The sequence below is a fragment of the Arthrobacter sp. Leaf234 genome (assembly GCF_001422665.1).
In the GTDB taxonomy this organism is placed as follows: domain Bacteria; phylum Actinomycetota; class Actinomycetes; order Actinomycetales; family Micrococcaceae; genus Arthrobacter_D.
In genome coordinates this window covers 1-20,833 of sequence record NZ_LMLU01000002.1, presented here as the reverse complement: position 1 = coordinate 20,833, position 20,833 = coordinate 1, and the positions used below count along the sequence as shown (strand labels likewise).

The 20,833-nt window shown below is 59.8% G+C and carries 23 protein-coding genes and 2 pseudogenes; 15 read left to right on the top strand and 10 right to left on the bottom strand.

All coding sequences use genetic code 11. From position 1 onward, the window contains the following. The first annotated feature begins 273 nt into the window (after positions 1-273). From ASF21_RS07715 to ASF21_RS17275, 6 genes and pseudogenes are all read left to right on the top strand, one after another. Positions 274-555 (top strand): hypothetical protein, encoded by a 282-nt coding sequence (locus ASF21_RS07715; RefSeq protein WP_055769388.1) that lies wholly within the window; start codon positions 274-276, stop codon positions 553-555. Positions 556-1,236: 681 nt separating this feature from the next. Next, positions 1,237-1,650, top strand: a complete 414-nt coding sequence (locus ASF21_RS17020) for a GNAT family N-acetyltransferase (protein ID WP_162237521.1) — start codon at positions 1,237-1,239, stop codon at positions 1,648-1,650. Between the two features lie 363 nt (positions 1,651-2,013). After that, a complete protein-coding gene (locus ASF21_RS07705; protein ID WP_055769384.1) occupies positions 2,014-2,268 on the top strand; it encodes a hypothetical protein in 255 nt (84 codons plus the stop codon). Positions 2,269-2,481: 213 nt separating this feature from the next. Next, the gene (locus ASF21_RS07700; RefSeq protein ID WP_235498716.1) at positions 2,482-3,138 is read left to right on the top strand and encodes an ANTAR domain-containing protein; all 657 of its coding nucleotides are present in this window, start codon (positions 2,482-2,484) and stop codon (positions 3,136-3,138) included. Between the two features lie 188 nt (positions 3,139-3,326). After that, positions 3,327-3,623 (top strand): annotated as a pseudogene (locus tag ASF21_RS17545) (SDR family NAD(P)-dependent oxidoreductase); the annotation flags it as partial. A 16-nt stretch (positions 3,624-3,639) separates the two neighbouring features. Next, the gene (locus ASF21_RS17275) at positions 3,640-3,789 is read left to right on the top strand and encodes a hypothetical protein (RefSeq protein ID WP_235498715.1); all 150 of its coding nucleotides are present in this window, start codon (positions 3,640-3,642) and stop codon (positions 3,787-3,789) included. A 133-nt stretch (positions 3,790-3,922) separates the two neighbouring features. Here the strand turns inward: ASF21_RS17275 and ASF21_RS07695 are convergent, their stop codons facing one another. Beyond that, positions 3,923-4,633 carry a GAF and ANTAR domain-containing protein gene (locus ASF21_RS07695; RefSeq protein ID WP_235498714.1) on the bottom strand — a complete coding sequence of 237 codons (711 nt, stop codon included), beginning with the start codon at positions 4,631-4,633 and terminating at the stop codon, positions 3,923-3,925. Positions 4,634-4,784: 151 nt separating this feature from the next. Next, entirely contained in the window at positions 4,785-5,360 is a 576-nt protein-coding gene (locus tag ASF21_RS07690; RefSeq protein WP_055769380.1) for a recombinase family protein, read from the bottom strand. A 782-nt stretch (positions 5,361-6,142) separates the two neighbouring features. Here ASF21_RS07690 and ASF21_RS16400 point away from each other — a divergent pair. Then, positions 6,143-9,181, top strand: coding sequence for a CHAT domain-containing protein (locus ASF21_RS16400; RefSeq protein WP_162237519.1), 3,039 nt, complete (start codon positions 6,143-6,145; stop codon positions 9,179-9,181). Positions 9,182-9,347: 166 nt separating this feature from the next. Here the strand turns inward: ASF21_RS16400 and ASF21_RS17270 are convergent. Continuing rightward, positions 9,348-9,572 (bottom strand): annotated as a pseudogene (locus ASF21_RS17270) (DNA/RNA non-specific endonuclease); the annotation flags it as partial. Between the two features lie 12 nt (positions 9,573-9,584). Between ASF21_RS17270 and ASF21_RS17265 the strand changes: the two are divergent. The 5 genes from ASF21_RS17265 to ASF21_RS16755 all read left to right on the top strand — a co-directional run bounded on the left by ASF21_RS17265 (position 9,585) and on the right by ASF21_RS16755 (position 13,729). After that, positions 9,585-9,749 carry a hypothetical protein gene (locus ASF21_RS17265; protein ID WP_235498719.1) on the top strand — a complete coding sequence of 55 codons (165 nt, stop codon included), beginning with the start codon at positions 9,585-9,587 and terminating at the stop codon, positions 9,747-9,749. Positions 9,750-10,098: 349 nt separating this feature from the next. After that, the gene (locus ASF21_RS07685; RefSeq protein WP_055769378.1) at positions 10,099-10,452 is read left to right on the top strand and encodes a histone-like nucleoid-structuring protein Lsr2; all 354 of its coding nucleotides are present in this window, start codon (positions 10,099-10,101) and stop codon (positions 10,450-10,452) included. 6 nt (positions 10,453-10,458) lie between these two features. Beyond that, positions 10,459-11,022: a PH domain-containing protein gene (locus ASF21_RS07680; protein WP_157365799.1), complete on the top strand. Its 564-nt coding sequence runs from the start codon at positions 10,459-10,461 to the stop codon at positions 11,020-11,022. A gap of 1,242 nt (positions 11,023-12,264) precedes the next feature. Next, a complete protein-coding gene (locus ASF21_RS07675) occupies positions 12,265-12,600 on the top strand; it encodes a hypothetical protein (protein ID WP_055769373.1) in 336 nt (111 codons plus the stop codon). Between the two features lie 61 nt (positions 12,601-12,661). After that, positions 12,662-13,729, top strand: coding sequence for a hypothetical protein (locus ASF21_RS16755; RefSeq protein WP_157365798.1), 1,068 nt, complete (start codon positions 12,662-12,664; stop codon positions 13,727-13,729). An 81-nt stretch (positions 13,730-13,810) separates the two neighbouring features. Here the strand turns inward: ASF21_RS16755 and ASF21_RS16750 are convergent, their stop codons facing one another. Next, positions 13,811-14,026, bottom strand: coding sequence for a hypothetical protein (locus ASF21_RS16750; protein WP_157365797.1), 216 nt, complete (start codon positions 14,024-14,026; stop codon positions 13,811-13,813). 719 nt (positions 14,027-14,745) lie between these two features. On the opposite strand from ASF21_RS16750, the gene ASF21_RS07665 reads away from it, so the two are divergent. From ASF21_RS07665 to ASF21_RS07655, 3 genes are all read left to right on the top strand, one after another. After that, positions 14,746-14,985 carry a hypothetical protein gene (locus ASF21_RS07665; RefSeq protein WP_055769369.1) on the top strand — a complete coding sequence of 80 codons (240 nt, stop codon included), beginning with the start codon at positions 14,746-14,748 and terminating at the stop codon, positions 14,983-14,985. Then, the gene (locus ASF21_RS07660) at positions 14,982-15,377 is read left to right on the top strand and encodes a hypothetical protein (protein WP_157365796.1); all 396 of its coding nucleotides are present in this window, start codon (positions 14,982-14,984) and stop codon (positions 15,375-15,377) included. Before ASF21_RS07665 ends, ASF21_RS07660 begins: the two co-directional genes overlap by 4 nt. A gap of 163 nt (positions 15,378-15,540) precedes the next feature. Next, positions 15,541-16,296, top strand: a complete 756-nt coding sequence (locus tag ASF21_RS07655; protein WP_055769364.1) for a GAF and ANTAR domain-containing protein — start codon at positions 15,541-15,543, stop codon at positions 16,294-16,296. 120 nt (positions 16,297-16,416) lie between these two features. On the opposite strand, the gene ASF21_RS16385 is transcribed toward ASF21_RS07655, so the two are convergent. The 6 genes from ASF21_RS16385 to ASF21_RS16730 all read right to left on the bottom strand — a co-directional run bounded on the left by ASF21_RS16385 (position 16,417) and on the right by ASF21_RS16730 (position 20,811). After that, on the bottom strand, positions 16,417-17,193 hold the full coding sequence (locus ASF21_RS16385) for a GAF domain-containing protein (RefSeq protein WP_082471360.1): 777 nt from the start codon (positions 17,191-17,193) through the stop codon (positions 16,417-16,419). Between the two features lie 308 nt (positions 17,194-17,501). Next, positions 17,502-18,149, bottom strand: coding sequence for an ECF RNA polymerase sigma factor SigK (gene sigK / locus ASF21_RS07645; RefSeq protein WP_082471359.1), 648 nt, complete (start codon positions 18,147-18,149; stop codon positions 17,502-17,504). 341 nt (positions 18,150-18,490) lie between these two features. Beyond that, entirely contained in the window at positions 18,491-19,264 is a 774-nt protein-coding gene (locus ASF21_RS07640; RefSeq protein WP_055769362.1) for a hypothetical protein, read from the bottom strand. A 704-nt stretch (positions 19,265-19,968) separates the two neighbouring features. Next, positions 19,969-20,433, bottom strand: a complete 465-nt coding sequence (locus tag ASF21_RS16740; protein WP_055769361.1) for an alpha/beta fold hydrolase — start codon at positions 20,431-20,433, stop codon at positions 19,969-19,971. 1 nt (position 20,434) lies between these two features. Continuing rightward, the coding region (locus ASF21_RS17540; RefSeq protein ID WP_414826617.1) for a hypothetical protein at positions 20,435-20,512 on the bottom strand (78 nt) is incomplete at its 3' end. Positions 20,513-20,529: 17 nt separating this feature from the next. Continuing rightward, positions 20,530-20,811, bottom strand: a complete 282-nt coding sequence (locus tag ASF21_RS16730; protein ID WP_055769359.1) for an alpha/beta fold hydrolase — start codon at positions 20,809-20,811, stop codon at positions 20,530-20,532. Positions 20,812-20,833 lie beyond the last annotated feature (22 nt).

Below are 20,833 nucleotides of genomic sequence, written 5' to 3'. Positions count from 1 at the left end.
AGCGGGGCCAGCGCCGTCTTTTACCAGCATGACCACCGGAGCCCAAAGGGGCGTCGCTGTATTCCGGGCGATATCGGACCATGAGCCCAGAACTTCTCCTTGGGTACGCACTAACTTATGGAGGGGTGGCGATCGGCGTTTCGGCTCGACCAGCAGTTGTGTTCATTGGGGGCACTAGGACGACCGGGTGCAAGCGGTTTTTCCTGGTGGCGGGCCAGTGACCGGTCTGATGACCTTGATGGAGGGGTAGCAGCCTCAGGAAAGGAACGATCGGTGAGCGTCGAATGGGATGCCCAGCAGCGGGACGTGGTGGAACTGGTGCACAGTGATGGCTTTCAGCCGTGGGAGGTGTGGGTCGAGTACATCGCGGTCGCCGGCAACGCATCCGAGAAAGCTGTCGCTGACTACATCTTCGGTAGGGGCGATCTGCCCCAACTCGAGCGGGACCTTCTCGACGAGGGGCTGAAGAGTCTCGTGGAGAAGGAATGGGATGACCAACTGCCAAGGTTCTTTCAGCATGTCACCCGCACTAACACCGGGCTCGAAGACAGATAGGCACACAGTTACCGGTGCGGCCGCGGATCCAGGTGCTGCACTCGTGACGCCCCGCGCGCGTGGCACGCGACGGGGCTGTTGGGTATCTTTCCGTATGGGTTGTTCATCACTGGTGGTGTGCCCGGATGAAAAGGCCTACTTGGAAGTGCGACTTCATCTGTCTAGCAGTGGGCAGGAAGATGCGCAGGGGCGGCAGGGACGCTGTGCAAGGTTCGTGCCCTGCCGCCTCGCCTCACCGCCCATAACCCTCAGTCCGTCCCGTGACCGGTGTTATCAGCGGGGCTTGGTCACCGGATGTTCAGCTTCTGCTGGTGGCGTTTCCTGGGATTGGGTCTAGTGTTCGAAGCACACATAGGTCTAGACACAGGCCACGGATGTGCACAGCACCCGGAGACGGCCATGACCGACCTTCTGAACAACCCCGCACCACAGACCACCCCCGCACCAGCCCGAGAACCAGGCCGAGGACCAGGCCGAGCGGCGCAGCTCACAGGCCGGCCGTCGCCCGAGGTACCTGTGACGCCTGCTCGGCTTGCTCGTGCGAGCAGGTCCGGTGCGGTCGATACGGACCAGCTGACAGCGTGGGTAGCCTCTGAACAGGACCATGATGACGACCTGACCGCTGAGGAACTGACTCCAGCTGAGCTGGCGTCACTGTCCACGCGGCGGCTGAGGATTCTGGTGAACCGCGCATATACGGTGATCGACACCGACTACCCGCCATACCAAGCTGTGGACCGGTACCAGATGCTCGTCGACGAACTCGACCTGCGGGCTGCGGCGGCCGAAAGCTCAGGTGTCGCAAAGTCGTCCCGGGAGAAGTTCCGGGACAACCCCCTGTACTGCCGGTTCGAGCTGTTCACCGACGGGAATCTCGCGGCGTACGTGAAGTACACGATGGCCGGCGGGAACCTCACCCTCGTCATGGGTACCGAACTGCCCGGCTTCCGGGACCAAGGCGCCGATCAGACCCTGATGCGCAACATCGTCCTCGACGCCCACAAGCGACGCCTGAACCTCATCCCCCGCTGCCCGATGGCCTACGCGTTCCTCGCCGACCACCCCCAGTACCAGCAATACACCGCCAACCACTGACATCACGGAGCACTTGGTGGGACCTTACTGCTGTGCAGCCCGGGTCCCGGCTGCGGTGCGGCGCCATCTGTGATGGGTAGACCCTGCCGCCGCATCCTGCCCTGAAGGTGGCAAGCAGGCAGTGGGAGGTCGCGTCATTCCCTGGTCAAGACCGCGGACCTCGGCGCTGACCAGTTGACCCTTCTGCAATCGACGACAAGACTAGTCAGTAAGCTTAGTATCTTGTCAAGAAGCGGCTTGGTAGTGAGCACGGCCGGTGCGGTGTCCTGCTTCTCGGTCCGAGGCAGAATGTCGCACACGGTCGGGCGAGCGTTTCGAGGGTCTACCGTGGGATATGAAGCGACCTCGTGAGGAGGGACAGCGATGGGTAAGCCGATGACAGCCGCCGAGCAACACATCGCCCTTTCGTCCGCCGTACACCTTCTCGGAATCGGTCTGCCCGAGCTGTGGCTTGAGTACTTCGCGATGGGCGGCAACCTCGAGCTGTTCGACCTCGAGGCATACATCTACGCCATAGCTACCCTGCCACCCATGGATCGAGCCGTACTCGAGCAAGTTATCTGGGAACTGGACCCCGCGATCTTCGACCTCGCCTTCAACGCCCCGGAAGCCTTCTGACCCTCGCCGCTTCCCAGAACAGACCCTCTATGAAAAGGCACTCATTGGAGGTAGTTGGAGGCGCGCTGTCACCTGTTGCTGGCCGAGTTGCTAAAGACCCGGGCAGCGGCATCGCAGCTGCCGTTGAGGTCGTGTCGGCCCGGGTTGCTATCCTTCAGGGCGAACAGAGTTATGCAGCTAGCTCTGCGACGACCCGTAGAGAGCCATCTCCTCGTGCAGTCATCCGATAAGGCTTCCCAGGCCGACCCTGGCTCTGCCGCGCCCTTGCACCTGTTCAAGAACTGTCCGACCGGGACCTTCCAGTACTACTTCGCGACGGACACCTTCCACTGGTCCGACGAGATGTTCACCATGCACGGTTATGAGCCGGGCGAGATCGAGCCGACCTTCGAGCTCGGCCAGTCCCACGTCCACCCAACCATGCGAAAAAGCAGCGCCGCGTTCTGGGCCGAAGTGACAGAAGACAACGGGCCCCTGTCGATGTACCTGACACTTCAGGACAGGAACGGCAAGGACTACCAAACGCTGGTGGTCGGCGGACCGCTCTTCGACGGTGATGAGCACATCGGGGTATGGGGCCTGCTGATCGACCTCACCCGCTCCATCCACACTGATTCCCACCGGCTCGCCAACGAAGCTGTCGCTGCTGCCACCCTGAAGCGCACCACGATCGACCAGGCCAAAGGGGTCCTTGCCGGCATGACCGGCATCAGCACTGACGAAGCCTTCAATGTCATCTCCCAACACAGCCAGGACACGAACCGCAAGGTCAACCTCATCGCACAGGACATCGTTGCCTCCTACGGCCGCCAAATCCCCCGGCAGATCGACGGCAAGGAACAAGCGCGCCAATTCCTGCGCTCCCTCTGACGAGATCAACCATCGCCCGTGCCGGGCCTTCCCTTTACGGTTCGATACCTGTCGAAGATTTCAGGTGAACTGTGGTTAGCTCACCCCTCCGCCAAATCCACCGGTTGGTGACAATGATGGTGGGTTCCTCACGTCAGCTATGGGCCCGGCCCCCTAGCCAGTGCCGCTTACTGGGATAGCGTTGCTGCATGGAGGGTTCAGCGGTCATCACGGGGGCTTCGAGCGATATCGGCCGGGCCATCGCCGTGTCCCTCGCAGCTCTTATCCTCAAGGTTCACCTGTGGGGACGCGATCCTGACCGCATCACGGCAACAGCCGATGCGTGCCGGAAAGCCGGTGCCAACTCAGTAACGGAAACCCTGCTCGATGTACGCAACAGCCAAGCGGTCCGTGCAGCGGCCAGCGCAATAGTTGATGGACCCGAATCGCTGAAAGCGGTGGTGTGGGCGGCCGACACCTTCCAATGGGGACGATTCGACACCGTTGACGAGACAGAAATGGATGACGTCCTGGCAAGCACGTTCACCGCTGCAGTGGTCGCTGCTGCTTCGTCCCGAGGACGTAGCCACCGCGGTCCGGTTCATCATCGACTCACCCAGCAACGTCTGCCCCACCGAGATCGTTCTGCACCCCGCCACACGCCACGCCTGACGATCGGCGGTATACCGCCGGCCATGAATCAGAGCGGGGTTGGCGAGCCACGACGCCCGGATGGAAGGTCTTGGGTACACCTAGGTGAGCACGTCGGGTCAAAACATGTGGTTGCAGCTCAACATGTTGGATGTCAGTCGAAGTGGGTAGCGACCGGGGCTTGAGTGACACTTTCCACGACTGCGGCGGCAACCGCGCTCAACTTCTGGTTCCGGGAATTGGAAGCCATCTTGAGAATCATCATGGCCTCGTCCTGGGAACATCTGTTCTGGCCCATGATGATTCCCGCTGCCACGTCGATGATCGTGCGGTTCTGCATCGCGGTCTCGAGGTCCCTCGAATGATCTGTCAGGTCAGCGATCCGCACCGCCGTACGCAGCGCGTTCGACGTGTCCCGGGCGAAGGCGCGTGCCTTCTCTACAGCTGCGTCGTCGAAGCCGCGAACCCGCGGCGAGTAGAGGTTCAGCCCGGCGTTGGCCTGACCGTCGAGAACGATCGGCACTCCGATCGCGGACAGCATCCCGTGCTCGGCGACATCGGCTGAGTACCCGCCGAACCGGTCCTCGGTGCGGAAGTCCTCCACCCGGTACACCTTCTCCTCCCGCGCAGCCCGCAGGCAGGGGCCGTCATTGTGCTCGTACTGAAGTTCGTCCATCTTCTCGGCCTCAACACTGCTGCTGGCGACCGTCGCCATCCTGCGCGGCCGAAGAAGCGTCACCCCGCACAACACCGGCGCCGTTTCCGTAGACAGCTGCTCGGCGGCAGTCATGGCCAGGGAGTTCAGGAACCCGCGCACATCCTCACTGTCCAACACCGCGTCCTGTAAGACCATGGTGGGCGACACCGGTGAATCATTCTCTGTAGAACTCATAGGGTCCTCAACTCGGTAACCTGACGACGGACTGGGGTGATCACGGCGCACCCTCCGGTAGGCGCTGTGCACGCGTTCAAAAACATCTCCTGCGCACGAGTTTACGTTGGCCTCAGCGCGGCACTCACATGACTACTTCACTGCCGCCAATACTGAGATACCGATACACCGTCGCCCGACTGACTCCGATGATCTTCCCGATGTCGGCTGGGGCGAGACCCTGGGCCTTGAGGTCCCTGGCACGCTTGACCTTCGCATGGTCGGTCGTAACTTCCCGTCGGCCGGCCTTCCGCCCATGCTCAGCAGCCGCAGCCATACCTGCCCTGGTCCGCTCGGCGAGCTGATCGCGCTCGAGCTGAGCGAAGGCAGACATCACCGTCAGCATCGCCCGCCCCATCGATCCTGTCGTACTGATGCCCTCGGTGACACTCCGGAAGTGCACTCCCCTGTTCTCCAAGTCATCGATGAGGGCAAGCAGGCTCCGGGTGTTGCGTCCTAACCGATCCAACTTCCACACCACCACCTCATCACCGCTGCGCAGGTGATCGAGGAGCTTATCGAGTTCCGGCCGGCTCGCCATCGTTCCGCTCACGCCATGATCGGTAAAGATCCGATCGCAGCCTGCCGCGGACAGCGCCGCGCGCTGCAGATCCACGTTCTGCTCCAACGTGCTGACCCTCGCGTACCCGATTCTTCCCATCCCGGCGCTCCCCACACTCATCAAAGGCCCACTACCACTTTGGTGAGAATACTCCGCGTGAGACACATTGCTGAGACATGCGCCAACTACAGAATCTCGCGCCGACACTGAAAACGCTCGGACCGCTCGGGACCCCGCACATGCGTCCAGTCAAAGGATCCTTTGCTGAGAAAGGCTTCCACTAGCCAGAACCTAAAACAGGCGCCCTGCTTCAGCCCACAGGCAACCTCTACTGACTGCCGTAGCCTGCCTCGATTCCTGCACGATCGGTGTCGACAGGCGTCGAGCCTGCAGAGACTGCCGTAGCTCGATGAGTGACATGTCAAAACCTGCACGGCCCCCCAACCGCTGACCGAATCCAAAACTGTAGCTACTACACTCAGTGGCCGCTGACGGCGAATTATCTTCTAAGTTGCGCATGAACTTCCGACACAGGCTCAATCACCCGAAAATTTGTGGTAGGTATAACTATGGCCAGAGGCAAACCTATGAAAGCAAGAAAGCACGCGAACGAACGAGAGCGTCGAAAGCGCGCGCAGGAGCGACTTGGCACTAACGGGCGCAACAATTCCACCGCGTCCAACCGTAGAAGATCGATGATACACCTCGCCATTGCACGGGAGTCCATATTCTCTGCTTCACACGAGTTACGACTATTTGAACGTTATATGCTCGCTTTCTACAACGAGGAGGATCACCAATTTTGCCGTACGATTAGCGGCCCCCCTCGCGTTACCCACTATGTGCGGCGCGCAATCGAGCAAATCCAATCTTGTTCAGACATGGCTTCGGTAGAAATTGATGAACTCAAAGTAATCAGCGATGAACTGGACAAGTTACGCTGCTTCCTCGCACTCACTGGAATACAACCTAGCGATAACGATGGGCCCGCAGGCTCTGCACCTACCTCTCATGTTGTAGAGGTTCTCGATGTCGACCAGCGGTTCAACCTCGGGCTACTACCCGCACTACCGTGGACGGGCCAAGTCAACATAATCGCACGGGACGGTTCGGACTTCCTAAATCGCGTTACGGAATTTGTGGAAAAAATAGAAAACAAGACAAGAAACGCTCAGAATCGCAAGCCCCCTTCCTTTGACACTCATAGACGATGGATCGACCGGCTTTCGCAACTATATGACGAGCAAGCGGCCACTCACGAAATGCCGGCAGTGCATGCACTCTTCACTGAGTCGAAGTTTGTTGCGGAAGAGCTTATAATAATTGACAATTCGGACTGGGACGACCGAAAAGCGCAAGTCGCGCAGGGACTTGCAGTATGTGCACTTGAAATATTCGAACGAACTAACGAAGTCGAATATCTGGACGAATCTGTTGCTTGGTCAACGCTTGCGTGCCGCAGAGCTCGTTCTGATTCCATAAGAATTGGTAGCAGCATAGCAAGAGCGAATAGTCTCTCGCGACGATACTTTTACGACCGGAGATTGTATGACTTGCTAGCAAGTAGTGTCGAGTGCGACGCAGCGCTTGGACTCATTGATCCCACGGTGGCGTCCGATAAGTACTCTGCACTGGCACTTTGCCGGGGAAAAGTGTCTGAATATCTCTTCAGAGAGAGCGGGAGTGTCCACTACATCGATTCAGGCATCGAGATTCTCAAGAGTGCAGCTTCACTCGAAGAGGAAGGCTCTGAGAGAAGAGGCGGACTCTTACACCACCATAGCAACGCACTTCAAGCCCGATATCAAGTTATGCAAAGCCAAAACGATGCAATGGGAGTGTTAAAATCTGGAAGAGAGTCAGTAGCTGCAGTTGGTACGGCAAGTAAACGCGCATTACGTTGTGCGACTTTTCTGAATGCACTTGTAAGAGCACATGAGGCTGATGTTGGGCTGGAATGGGACGTCGACGAGTTAGATATACGAACATCTCAAGTACTAGATGCTGTCGATAAGCATGACCCAAATTATCTCTGGTTAGTATCCACGGTCGCGGAAAGTCGCGTAGCCGCATCACGCGCTGTTAAGGTTGACCTCGGCCTTGAATCCGTAGCAGCGCAGCTTGAAGAAGGACTCCAAAGTAGCACGGACAAAGCGTCAGGTAATAGTAATGGTTACCTTCTGCAATTAGCCGATACTCGTGTTGCTTTGATAGAACTCGGTCGACTCAAATGTAATTCAACTAATGCGCAGGCCGCCCTACTGGAACTGAAGGCACTTCGTTCAGCCGTACCGGAGCACTCTCCAATAGCATGGCTATCATCCCGATCCTTGTTGCGGCTCCGTCGAGCTGAATCAGCTAAGCGGAGCATCATCGTCTCACTCTTACAGGAGCTCGTGACCAATCGCTCCGGTCCGATGTCCGAGCGCGTAACGCTACTTCAGGAGCTATCGGAGGAAACAGTAGCCGAGGGCAGCCCAGGCCAATTTGCAGTTCTGGGCGACGTGGCCGCGGATCTAGCTCGGAGATCCCGGTGGAGCACACTGGCCCCCGATATTCGGTTCAGTAGCGCTCACGCCATATCGGCAGTGTTGCTTGTCGTAGCCCTATTTTTGGCCCGTGCAGGATCCTACGATCTGGCAGCACAACGATTCGATGAGTCTCGCAATATGTTGTTCAGAGCTCGGGTAGATCCGGATGCAATTGAAAGAATCCGTGCACAAAACCCTGCCAGAGCGGCGGAACTCGAACTAATTCTGGCAAAATTATCATCAAGTGGCTTCGGACGAACCGACCATAAAGGTGGGGTCTCGTTCATAAATTCGCCAGAACGCGAGGAGGAGATCGCTGAATATTGGAAGCGCTGGGATGTTTTAATCGGCGATGATCGACAGGCCGCCCGCCTCGAGGAGAGCATCGCTACAATTGCGAAGCAGCACCTACTCGTTCGATTAGTCGTAACACGTTTTGGCAGCGGCCTACTTTATCGCATGCCCGAGAGAAACGAGTATTACTATGTCGATGTTCCTAAAGTTTCTACAACTCAACTTCAACACCTGTGGAAGCAGTATCAGGCAGGTGAAATTGAACCTGTACTACGTTACCTATGGGATGAAATAATAAATCACATCGCTTTTCTCGGATCAACTTCCGAACCGACACCAATCTGGTGGTACCCAAGCTCCTATGCGGCTTCCCTTCCACTACACGCGGCGCGGGCTTGTTCGGCTGCGGCCGCTGAGAAGGATGCACTGCTAATCTTCCAGAGCTCGTATTTTGTAACACCGGAAATTCCTTCTGATGCAAAGGGTTGCGACCATGGCACATATCTGACTGATGCTCCTGAACTCTCTGTGGGGATGTCGATGGCCCCATCATGGCTAGGAGATGATCGGACCGCGCTCACATATGTCGGTGAAGAAATGTCACACCTTCGGCAGCATGGGTGCCAAAACATGCTTGAAAATGGGGCGGCAACACTGGAGGCGACTACCTCAGCAGTGTCCGGGGCAAGAAGTGTTCACTTCTCCTGCCATGCGAAAGTCGTAAATGAGAAGCCGGCGATATCGGGGATGGTACTCAGTGACGGCATGCTCTCGCTCGAGCAGATCCTTGAGTTGCCACATGCGTCACGTAGTCTCGCCTTCTTGAACGCATGTGAGACGGCACAAGTGTTTGAAGATTTTCCGGACGTGGGACTGACAATCGCGGCATCGTTCGCGAACGTAGGGTTCCGTCACGTGATTGCCACAATGAAAGCTGTTTTGGACTCAACCGCATTTGAAATGACCAAAGCTTTTTATGCTGCCCTAGAAGATTCGCAGGATCCAAGCGTGGCTCTACGTCACGCGATGATAGAAGTGCGATCCTTAGGTTGTACGACACCATCCTGGGTACACTATTGCCATGTCGGGGTCTAAGGCTCATTGAGTCACCACTAATCATCCGGATAGTTGGCTGAGTTTCATGTTGACTGCAAGATTCATGGAAGCCCCTGATACCGCTGCAGTCGGTGTTGAGCTCGAGGCCCTGGTTGAACTTTGTGGCCTGCGGGGCAGCGTTGGTGTAGTGGAACGTGTCTTCGTTCGCTGTCACCGCCTCGGCCCGGGTGTCGCCCCACACCGCCGAGGCGCGGCGGACGAGGTGTCCGCGGTCGATGTCGTTGCGTGCGTAGACCCGCTCCCCCGTCTGCTGATCCTCAGGCAGCCGCGGGTCCAACCGCCAGTCGATACCGGACCGGTCAAGGTCCAGGAGCTTCGCCCCGTCAATCCCGAGTGCCGTGACAGCTGCCAGGCGCTTGTCCGGGCGCATCAGGATCGAGAAGTGCGTGTACGGGAGCAGGACCGTATCCACCCCAGACAGCGTGAGCACCGGCACGGGTACCGGGACGCCGAGGAACTGCCCGTCGAAGCCCTCACGATCGGCGAGACTCGCGATTGTAGCAATGTGCTCGATTCGGGTGCGGGCAAGGCGGCGTCCATCCGGTGAAGCTACCAGCGGCAGGTGACAACAGGGTGAACGCCTTTTCCCTACCATGCTATTAGACCGTCCGCGACGATGATCGGGCCACAAGCCAAGCACCACCGGCCATTAGCGGAACAGCCATTGCACCCCGGACAGTAACCAATCCGGGCCACGCGCCGGCCCTGCCAACCGAACAAAAGCTAGGTACAAGAGAGCGCTCCCAGAGCTGTCAGACTGTCAGACTGTCAGACTGTCAGACTGTCACTTGATAGCGAGAAGGGCGAGAAGACTGGAAATGTGCTCACTCCCATTCGGATAAGGTGAATGGGAGGGGAATCATCTATTACTAGCAAGCATTTCAAGGAGTAGAACAATGGCGCAGCGCATACAGGTGAACCTGGTCGACGACCTCAACGGCGAAGAAGCCCAGGAAACCGTCCGATTCGGCATCGATGGCACCGACTACGAGATCGACCTCACCACGGAGAACGCCGAGACGCTCCGCTCAGCCTTATCCGAGTACGTCGAGAAGGGCCGGAAGGCCAAGACGAACCGCCGAGGATCAGGAGGACAGAGCGGGCAAGGCTCTTCCTCGTCGCCGAGCAAGTCCAAGCGGGAAGAAACCCAGAAGATCCGCCAGTGGGCCCAGGACAACGGCCACAACCCCAGCTCCCGCGGACGCATCACCCAGTCCATCATCGACGCCTACAACGACGCCCAGAAGTAGCAACCAGTGAACCCGACCGCAGACGAACGAAAACGACTGGAACCCCTTCTGCGGTCGGGCGAGACACTGCACTGGACGGGCCGACCCGACCCAAAAGTCCTGTTCTCCAAAGCCGACGTGTTCCTCGTCCCCTTCAGCCTCCTCTGGGGCGGGTTCGCCATCTTCTGGGAGTACCAAGTCCTAACCGGAGACGCACCTGCCCTGTTCGCTCTCTTCGGGATCCCCTTCGTCCTCATCGGCCTGTACATGATCGTCGGCCGCTTCATCTATAAGAGCCGACGCAAACGAACCACCGTCTACGGGCTTACCGATAGCCGAGCCATCGTCTCCACCAGCGAACGCTCCTCCACAGACGCTCCCATCCACGGAGTATCGATCAGCACCAACCGCTCACGCGACAACGCGCACGTCACAGTCACCTTCGGCAGCACCCGCTCCACCATGTACCAGAACACCGGCATGGGCTTCCTCGGAGCCGGATTCGGCGGACTGGGCGCTGATCAGGGCGTCGGCTTCTTCGACGTCCCCAACCCCGACAAACTCACCAAAGCACTCGACGCCCTCCGCTGAAGCCGAAGCCTCACCTGCTCGAGAACTACCCTGGGTCGGTCTTCTCAGAAGTAGAACCAGCGTGTAGCAAACCATAGGTGCATAAACGGTCGTTTCTGCCACATCGGCTCAAGACGGTACTTAGCGTGCCTGGAGGTGTCCCGATTAGGGCACCATCACCGGGCTTTTTCTCGGGCGGGGCATACGGGGATCGCGCTCATCGGGCGCGAGTGCTTGAAGCAGCTCAACATCGTCCCCGCCGTCAGTGTCGCGGTGAGCGACCCGCTTACGGGCAGTGCTAGTCGCCGAACGATGCATCGAGACACGTCACACTCCGAGATGGCCGATGGAGCTGCGTTGGGCTTACGTCCGTACGATGAGGTAGCCACATCGAATGTGCTTAATTTCCTGAAAGAAAGACCACTATGAGTGCAAAATCTCTCACACTAATTACCTACGGCTTTTTCGTCCTAATGCCGATTGTTATAACGGTATTTGTGTTTACGGGAGTTCCCATGAGAGGAGGGAATGAAGACGACTGAATATTCTTTGTCATGGGAGTGATTACGCTTTTAGGATTCATCATCCTTCGCAGAAGAGGGGCGGCCACAAAATTGAACGCCCGATACTTGCTCACATTCGACTCAAGCATTACTTTAGAGGAAGGTGTCGATCTTCTTCAGAAGTATTCGTATCTAATATTAATTTCTTCAGTTCTTTTCTTCATAACCGGAATCGTCGCCTTAATTATCCATTAGGCGAGTCTTCTGAAGACTCCCACCAAGCACGCTCAGGGATCCCGTAAAGCAGAAGGGGAGTTTGGTTCGGCCCTACCCGTTCTCGCGTCCAGGGAGCGAAGCTCCGTCCAGAAATGCCTCGTAGGCCTCGCGAGCGTCCTCTTCGACTGTGGGCTGTTGGGAGCTGTACCGGCCGTCAGTTCGGTCACGCTTGGGTCCGGATACCCAGTACTCATCGCCCGAGTCGACGTCGTAGAAGTTTGAGTCGAAGTTCGCGCGAGAGGTACCCGTGACACGGTGCAGCGTGCGTCCTTGGAAGTACGCGGTACGCCAGGTCTTACTGAAACGCACGCGTGAGATCCATGACGGCCCACTATCCGTTCCATAGCCCGTTTTCAGTTGGACGTACATGATGCGCTCATTCACCTGCTCAGAATAGTGACACTGAACGTCCCTGTGGAGGATCCTCCTACGGGTTGAGCAAGCCAGTTGTAGAGCGACCTGCTGAAGAGCACACTGAAGGACCATGATCGAAGCAACCGACCTCAAGATCGGGCAATTCGTCGCGTTTGATGATCCTCCCGAGCTCGTCCGCGACAGGCAGGAATGGATACGCGACGGCCTGCCGACCACGCTCTTCACTGGGCATCCAGGAATCATCACCGACGACTCACCACAGCACGTCCTCGTCAACTGGTGTGGCCTCGAGGACATGTACATCAGCTTCGCAACGGGCTTCTCCGCGGACTACCCAGGTGGGCCAATGCGTGGCCTGACCCTACTCTCGGAACAGGAGTATCAGGAACGTAAGAGGCGAATCCTCGCCAGCCAACCACCTGTCCCGCCGCCGACCATCAGCTGATTGACGGGGACCGGATAAGGATGGGCTTATGGGTCGCGTAGCTTGCTGCGAGACTTACCGCATGGCTGAACCTCGAGGATGGCAGGTAGTTGCTACAGAGCGGACTCTTATTCGCGTCAGCCTGACGGAACCGATTGCCGTCATTCAGCAGGCCGGCGAGACCGATCGCATTATTTCGTGGCCCGATCTTCCCATCGGCCATCTCAGCCCGCACGTGACGGTGACACCAGCGTCCGACGGTGCCTGGGTCCTCTACCAGCCTATGAACAGCGACACCGGCCAGCTACCGCACGACACAACGACCGCCCTCCACATTTCCCCCGATGGCCAGTTGACCCCCTTTTTCGACCTCGCTCACGTAAGCCACCTAGGGACAACCCGACACGGTCTATGGCTCTCGCCCGGTCAATGGGATGCCAACGTAGACACGGCAGCGGACTGGCTTGTCGACCGCACCCTCCTGATCCTGTCCGCGGACGAAGGAGTGCACCGCATGACCATCGACCGGATGCCCGCGGCTGTGTTCGACGACGACCAAGCAGCGCACCTCGTGGTGTACACCTCGGCCCCGGACGCACTGCGCGATGACTACGGCGGCGCGTCCTACACCTACCGCTTCTCACAAATCGAGCTGCCTGCAGGCGATCTACCCCCAACGCTGCGCATCACCGAGCATCAACCCGTGCCCGTCAACGAGGATCAAATACCGGGAAGGTCCAGAGACGAAAAGCTCAAGCTGGATCCGATCACCACCGACGATCCTCGTGCGGCCTGGACCCTGATCGACCTTCCTTCGGACCAGAAAAAAGCGGCGATCGAGGCACTCTGCGCCGAGTTCGCCCACCTCGATGCTTACTGGGCAGCGCCCTCAGGAGCTAAGACTCCCCTCTCGGACGGCCTGAACGGTACCCAGATCGATATCGCCGAGGACTGGCCCAACACCCGCGTCGACGTCAGCTTCGCTCACACCTACTACCCAGAAGGACGACTACGCCGCACCTTCCGCGTCTTCGACAACGCCGGCCGCATCACGCCGGCAGAATACGCATCCATTCACCTCATGGAAGACCTCGACACCCGAGACCTCCCACCCATCACCAACGCCCACAACAACATCCTCGACATCTAGATTCATCGCGCTCCAGTCGCGCTCCATCTGCCCGGTCAAGGATCCTAGACGGACCCGTCCCCTTGACGGGCCCCTGCCCTCTTAGTTGCGGCGGAAGATGCCGGCCAACACGGCTCGTGCCCGGTCCAGTTCTCGCTCGTATGCGACGACGTCGAACGTAAAATCGGACGCGTTAGGAATCAAAGCATCATCCGTGATGCCTTCCAACTCATCAATCCATCCCAGTCGCCGCCACGTCAGAGTGTTCTGATTCCGGTCGATTTGCACACCATCAACACCGCAGATCAACGACAGCACGAAGAGCCGCCAGCTGGCTACTCGGGTACTCCGGAACTATGCATCGCATGCCGTCCTGGCAGCGGACGGACGCCTAGATTACCCAAGGCGTCCTGTGTGACGCTTCGACTATGCGTGAATGTGCTGCCGAGCTGCAGGGCCCTCCCGGCGGGAAGTCAGGGCGAGCAGAGGTCGTGGAAACACTCCGTGATGACGTGTCGTGATAAGGCGTTGGACTGCCTTATGCTGATCATCTGGTCCTGCAAGCGGCCAGTCGGTTTTCCCTTTACGGAGCCACCTTGTACGACCGCCTTCTCACCCTGATCAAGGTCGACCTCGCCATCAACGAAGCAACAATCTCCGTTCGAGGCCGTTTCACCACCACGAACTATCGGGCCCTCGTGCCCCTCATCCGGCGTGCCCGCGCTTTGCCGGGTAACCCGACCGTCACCGTCGATGTCTCACGGGCAGCCACCGTGGAAGCTGACGCGACCCGCCTCCTCCTGGAAGCCTGTCACTCACTTCCCCCGCACTTAAACGCACACATAGACCTTCTTGGTACCCCGGATCCAGTGCGCGTCATTGGGGCCGTGATGTTGTCTGACACCTCGCGCGTAGCTTCACCCGTCGTCGCCTGACCATCCAAGGCACTTCCTCCACCACTGACCTGTTCAGCTGGTCGCCCAGCAGCTTCCGGGCACCTCTTCCCTTCTCGCGTTTCCCCCCTTTTAGGAGCAGTCATGAACTCTCGCCTCTTTCCCACCGATTCTTTTCCCGAGGACCTCGCCGCTTTGGAGGACATTGAATTACAAGTCCTGCACAGCAGGGTCCAGCGGCAGGTCGATCACGAGTACGGCCACGAGTTCGAACTGAACCCGGAAACCGAGTTCCGGGCTGCTGATATCGCTGAGGAGTTCGGACGCCGTGAGGCACTGGCATCGTCATGGGGTTCCCTCCTGAACACGATGCTCAAGGCATGACACCCGCCGTGAGCGCTGGCGGGTCAACGGACACCCTCCCTGATTTCGAGCCTGAGGCCTTCAATGTCCTTGTCGAGGAGTCGTCCGCGGCTGCAGCGTGGGGGTTTGCGACTGATTTCATCTCGATGCTCCCGTCCCGGATCGACAGGGTCTATGCCGCATTGGCAGGGGGCGATGATCGGGAGGAGATGATCACGGCGCTGTCGAGTCTGGAGGTCAGTTCCATCATGGTCGGAGCGCTGCGTCTTTCGGCGACAGCCGGTAGGGCGCTAGCTGATCTCACCCGGGCCGCGCATCCCAGCATGCTGCTGTCGGTCCGGCTACGGCGTGAGGCACAGCAGTTCGTCTCGGCCTATGCCTCCTTCCACAAAGCGTCGACACAGGCCGCCTAATCAGGTCCGGCACGCGCCTACCGGGCCAATTCTGTCGTCTCTCTTCATAGGATGCAGGTCTGATCCTGCTAGGGGTGACGTAGCATTTCAGAGGTTCATGAGGTGGCCTAAGGTTCAGAAGCGAGCCTTCCTTCACCTCTGTTAATGCGTGGTTAAGGATTCGATGCCGGACGAGGAAGAACTGGCGCGTGAAGCTGAGCGTGACAGCGTTACAGCCCAGTTGCAGAACATGGTGCTGGAAAGCGACGACGTCCAGGAGTTCCTGAACGGACTGGTCACTGTTGCGGCTCAAGCGTTCACCGGCCCCTATGGGAACGTGTTCTGCGGCATCACGCTCCTGCGCCCGAGGTCCATGATCACCGTCGCCAGCAGCAGCGAAAAAGCCCGGCAGGTCGACGAGGTGCAGTACGGGTTCGACGACGGACCATGCCTTCGGGCGGCTCGAGAAGGCATCACCGTCCACATCAGGGACTTCCTCACCGACCCCCGCTTCCCCGAGTACCGCGACGCGATCGCCAGCTACGGACTCCGCTCGGCCCTGGGAATCCCGATCCGCCTCGACGACGGGGCCAGCGCCGGCCTCGACTTCTACTCCACCGAACCAAACACCTTCGACGCAAAGGGCATCCGCGTCGCGGAGGGATTCGCCCGCGATGCCTCCCAGTCCCTTCGCCTCGCCGTCCGGGTCGCCAAGCTCACCGAAGCCGGCACGAACATGCGCACGGCCATGGAATCACGCACCAGCATCGACATGGCGATCGGCGCGATCATGGCCCAGAACCGGTGCAGTCAGGACGAAGCCACCGCGATCCTCCGCAGGGCATCCTCGAACCGGAACGTGAAGCTCCGCGACCTATCCGCCGAGATCCTGAACTCGATCGGGCAGCACAGACCCGTCGTCACCTACTTCGACAGCTGATCCCCACCACCGGTCCCACCAACTGGCCCTCCATGCTGGTCCTCGCCGTCCGGTGTAGTCCTGCGCGATGTTCCTGCGCGGCAAGCCGTGGCCACGAGCGGTGCCCGCTGATCGCAGGCGTCAGGAGTTGATTTCGTCTTCGACGAGGCGGGCGAGTTTGCGCAGGAAACGCCCGTCCTGGGGTGAGAAGCCGCGCGGCTTCTGGTCAATGACGCACAGTGTTCCTACCGTCCAGCCTCCGGGGCCACGGAGAGGGTAGCCGGCATAGAAACGGATGAAGGGCTCCCCTGTGACCAAAGGGTTCGTCCGGAAGCGGTCGTCCTCGAGGGCATCGGCGACGATCAGCGGTCCGGCGTTGCGAATCGTCGCGTTGCAGAAGGTGATTTCCCGTGGCATGTTCTGCTCGATGGGCCCGACCACGGACTTCAGGAACAACTTGTGGTCGTCGACCAGCGCCACGATCGACGAGCTGACGTTGAAGTGGTCGCGGGCCTGCTGCGTGTACCGGTCGAAACGCTCCTCGAACGGCGAATCCACGAGGTTCGTGTGCATGACAGCGTCCAGGCGTTCCTGCTCAGCCTCCTCATCCGTGAACAGGAAAGCGCCGAACGCGCCCAGCGCCCTACGGGCATCCTCCGGCGTCTCGGCGGCTTCGTCGTCCTCACTGCGGGGAATCTGGATGTTCACAGAACTACCCTCGAGGAGTTCATTCATGGCATCCGCGAGGATGGAACGCTCCGCTCCGGACAGAATCAGGAGTCCCCCGAGGTACGCCTCGACCTCGAACTCCGATACCTCCCCGCCCAGGCCGTAGTACTTCACCCACAGCTCACCGACAGTGATGTTCGCCTTCGACAAGGCGAGGGTCGTGAGCCTGATCTGCGTCTGGCCGTCCATAGGATCGCTGACCCCGTCCATCCTCGTAAAACCAAACCGCTCGACCTTCGGCAACGGCGAGCTGGGGCTGAAGCAGTGCGTGCTGTGCAGCACCAATAATCAGCTAGCTTAGTTTTCCAAGGGTAGAGCAGTACTTGGCGCAAAGGAAACGATCACCTCGTCCGCCATCGCAAAGAACCCCGACCATCGAGGTGATCATCGTTGCAAAACGCGTACTCCGTTCGATAAGAAGCTGTGCGACGACATCGGCCGACGCTTCCAGGGGCCTGATCGGCCGGCGTGGGGGTGTTCGGTTAATCAGGTGTCGGTCAGAGGTTCTGCAGGTGTGAGCTGAGGTGTCTGATGCCGTCGCGGATACGGGTCTTAGCCGTGGGTATTGGAATCCCGAGGTGCTCGGCGACCTGGACGTAGGTCAGGCCGCGGTAGTAAGCGAGGGAAATAGCTTCCCGTTGCAGGTCTGAGAGCTTGCTGAGCGACTCCCTGAGCTGGTCGGTTTCCGCGTTCTGGATGACGACCTCGGTGACCTGGTCGTGGTCGTCACCGCGGTTCTTGAGCCCCCATTTGAGGTCGCGTACACGGTGGGATTCTTCTGCCCTGACCCTGTCCACTGCGCGGCGGTGGGCGAGGGTCATGACCCACGAGATTCCGGAGCCTTTGGCAGGATCGAAGTGAACTCCACTACCGACCCACAGAGCGAGGAAGACGTCCTGGGTTGTCTCGGCGCTCAGATCCGGGTCGACGAGGACCTTCCGCACCAGCCCGTATACGCGGTGAGACGTGCGCTCATAGAGCTCCGTGAAGGCGCTGGCGTCGCCCTGCTCAAGACGAAGCAGGAGAGCTCCGACCTCACACCCCCGACCAACGTTCGAACTGGCGGGTCCTGACGAACGCTGAGCAGGCTGAGCAGGCACCGCAGGAGCGTCAGACCCGAGATCTCTGAAGGGGGTGTCCGACATGAGTGCACCTCGTGAGGGAACAACGAGCGGCAACTGAACTGTATGCATGAGAGTGAGACCTTCAAGAGAGACCATCGCGTCCAGCCGATACTCATCACGCCCCGCACGTGACCTACCCGACTGCTAAACAACCTAAGGACACCCAACCACAGATCATCAGCAATCGTCCTGGTTGGCGGTCTTCCTTGCGCCAACCCTGCTCATAAGACCAGGAACAGCAAACGCCGCCCACCCTCGATCAGGGTGGGCGGCGCCTACTCGTGCTGCTACGGCTGAGACGTCCGAGGACATCAAGCTTTCGTATCCGAACTTCGTGCGGGCCCTGGTATCAGGCCTTGGTGTCAGGCCTTGGTATTGCTGCGGCGGACCATGTAAGCGCCGCCGGCTGCCGCGGCCAGAACAAGGCCGCTACCCAGGCCGAGAGCGGCGGTGTTCGTGCCGGTCTCCTGTGCGACACCGGTGTCGGCTCCGCCCTGGGGCATAGCACCCATCTGGGTGGCGGTCAGCGTGCCACACAGTGCCGGCGAGGTAGCGCCGAGGGGCAGATCGGGGTTCAGATCGCTCGGGGAGGAAAAGACCTCGGTCGAGACGCCAGCGGTGGCAGGGTCCAGGCCGTGGACGACGACGACAGCGGTCCCGGACTCCAGCGATGCCTTAGTGGCGGCGTCGAGGGTGATCTCGCGCTGGACACTGTAGGTGCCGCCCTGGCCGCCGAGCTCGAGGTTCAGGCCCTCGGCCGGCGTGGTGGCGCCGCTGGTGGTCAGCGTGGTCTGGATGGCGCCATAGCCGCCGGCGCCTTCGGTGACGCTGATGATGCCGTCACCGTTGGTGTCGTTGGCCGGGGTCGGGCAGACACCCGCCGCACCGCCGTGGATGTGCTGGACGTGGGGGTACGGTCCGTCCATGAAGGTTTCGGCGAGGCCGGATACCTGCAGGTTGACCATGGCCTTGTCGCCGGTGACGTCGACGGTGATCGTGCCGGTGCCCGTGGTGCCGTTGAGCTGACCCAGGGTCGAGGAATAGGAGGCGTCGGCTGCCATGGCGGATCCGCCGGACAGGGCCAGGGCGCCCAGGGCGAGGGTGGGGACTGCGAGCAGTCGCATGCTGTTCTTCATCAGGTGATTCCTTTACTGTGCGAATGAGCACACCTTTCTCAGTGTGCTTACTGTGCTTCGGACCACACCTGGATCTGGATTGGCGGATTGAGCGCGCATCAGACAGCAGGGGTGAACAGCGGGCTTGGATGGACGCACTCGACACCAGGACTGGTCAGCGGATCGGGCGCCTCACCCCAGGGAAGGGTGAGACGCCCGAGCCACACGGAGTGACCCTACCCGCCGGTCTTGAAGACTGGTCGTGTCAGCCAGTTCTGAGCACCCAATTTCCTATGCCCGGCAGATTTGTCGGCTGCTCTATTTGGCGAGGAAGGTGATCAGGGCCTGGTTCCACTCGTCGGGGTGGCTGACGTTGCACCCGTGCGGGCCACCCTTGATGAGATGGAGGTCGCTGCCTGGCGAGGAAGGTGATCAGGGCCTGGTTCCACTCGTCGGGGTGGCTGACGTTGCACCCGTGCGGGCCACCCTTGATGAGATGGAGGTCGCTGCCGAGCAGGGTTGCGTGGGTGCGCTGCCCGGAGCCCTCGAACGGAACGGTCGCATCGGCGTCGCCGTGCAGAACCAAGGCCGGGACCGTGACCTTGAGCAGATCGTCGCGGAAGTCCGTGGTCCCGAACGCTTCCATGCACGCCAGCGCTGCCTTCTTATCAGCCTGCCGGCACAGCTCGAGGGCTTCCTGACGCTGTCNGTGCCGTTCAGCATGGTCATGCCGAGCAGGGTTGCGTGGGTGCGCTGCCCGGAGCCCTCGAACGGAACGGTCGCATCGGCGTCGCCGTGCAGAACCAAGGCCGAACGGTGACCTTGAGCAAATCGTCGCGGAAGTCCGTGGTCCCGAACGCTTCCATGCACGCCAGCGCTGCCTTCTTATCAGCCTGCCGGCACAGCTCGAGGGCTTCCTGACGCTGTCCCTCGGTGACCTTCAGCTCCCCGTTCGCCGAGAAAAAATCGGTGGTGAACCCGTTATAAAACGACTCCTCATCCTTSGACAGATCCTTGGTCATCCCGGCAGCAGCGTCCTTGGTGAGAGGTCCGTCAGGGTTGTCCTCGCCCTGCATCATGAACGGCGGGACCGCGGAGGCGAACACGACGCTGCGGATGCGCTCATGGCTGTACTTGGAAAAGTAGCGGGCGACCTCTCCCCCGCCCATGGAGAACCCGACCAGGGTCACNCGCGGAGGCGAACACGACGCTGCGGATGCGCTCATGGCTGTACTTGGAAAAGTAGCGGGCGACCTCTCCCCCGCCCATGGAGAACCCGACCAGGGTCACGTCCGCAGATCGAGTTCCTCGAGCAGGGCCTGGAGATCCTCGGTCAGAGTGTCGTACGTGTACCCGGTCATCGGCTTGTCACTGCGACCGAAACCGCGCCGATCATAGGTGATCACCCGGTACCCGGCAGACTGCAGTGCAGGGACCTGATTCTTRAACGCCTCCCCCGACAGGGGCCACCCATGRATCAGGACCACGGGACGACCGGTACCACCGGTGTCATCGACGTGGAGGTTGGTGTTCTTGAACAGACCATGATGCGCGACGATCTCCGCCATAGGGGTAACTCCTTCTGATGCT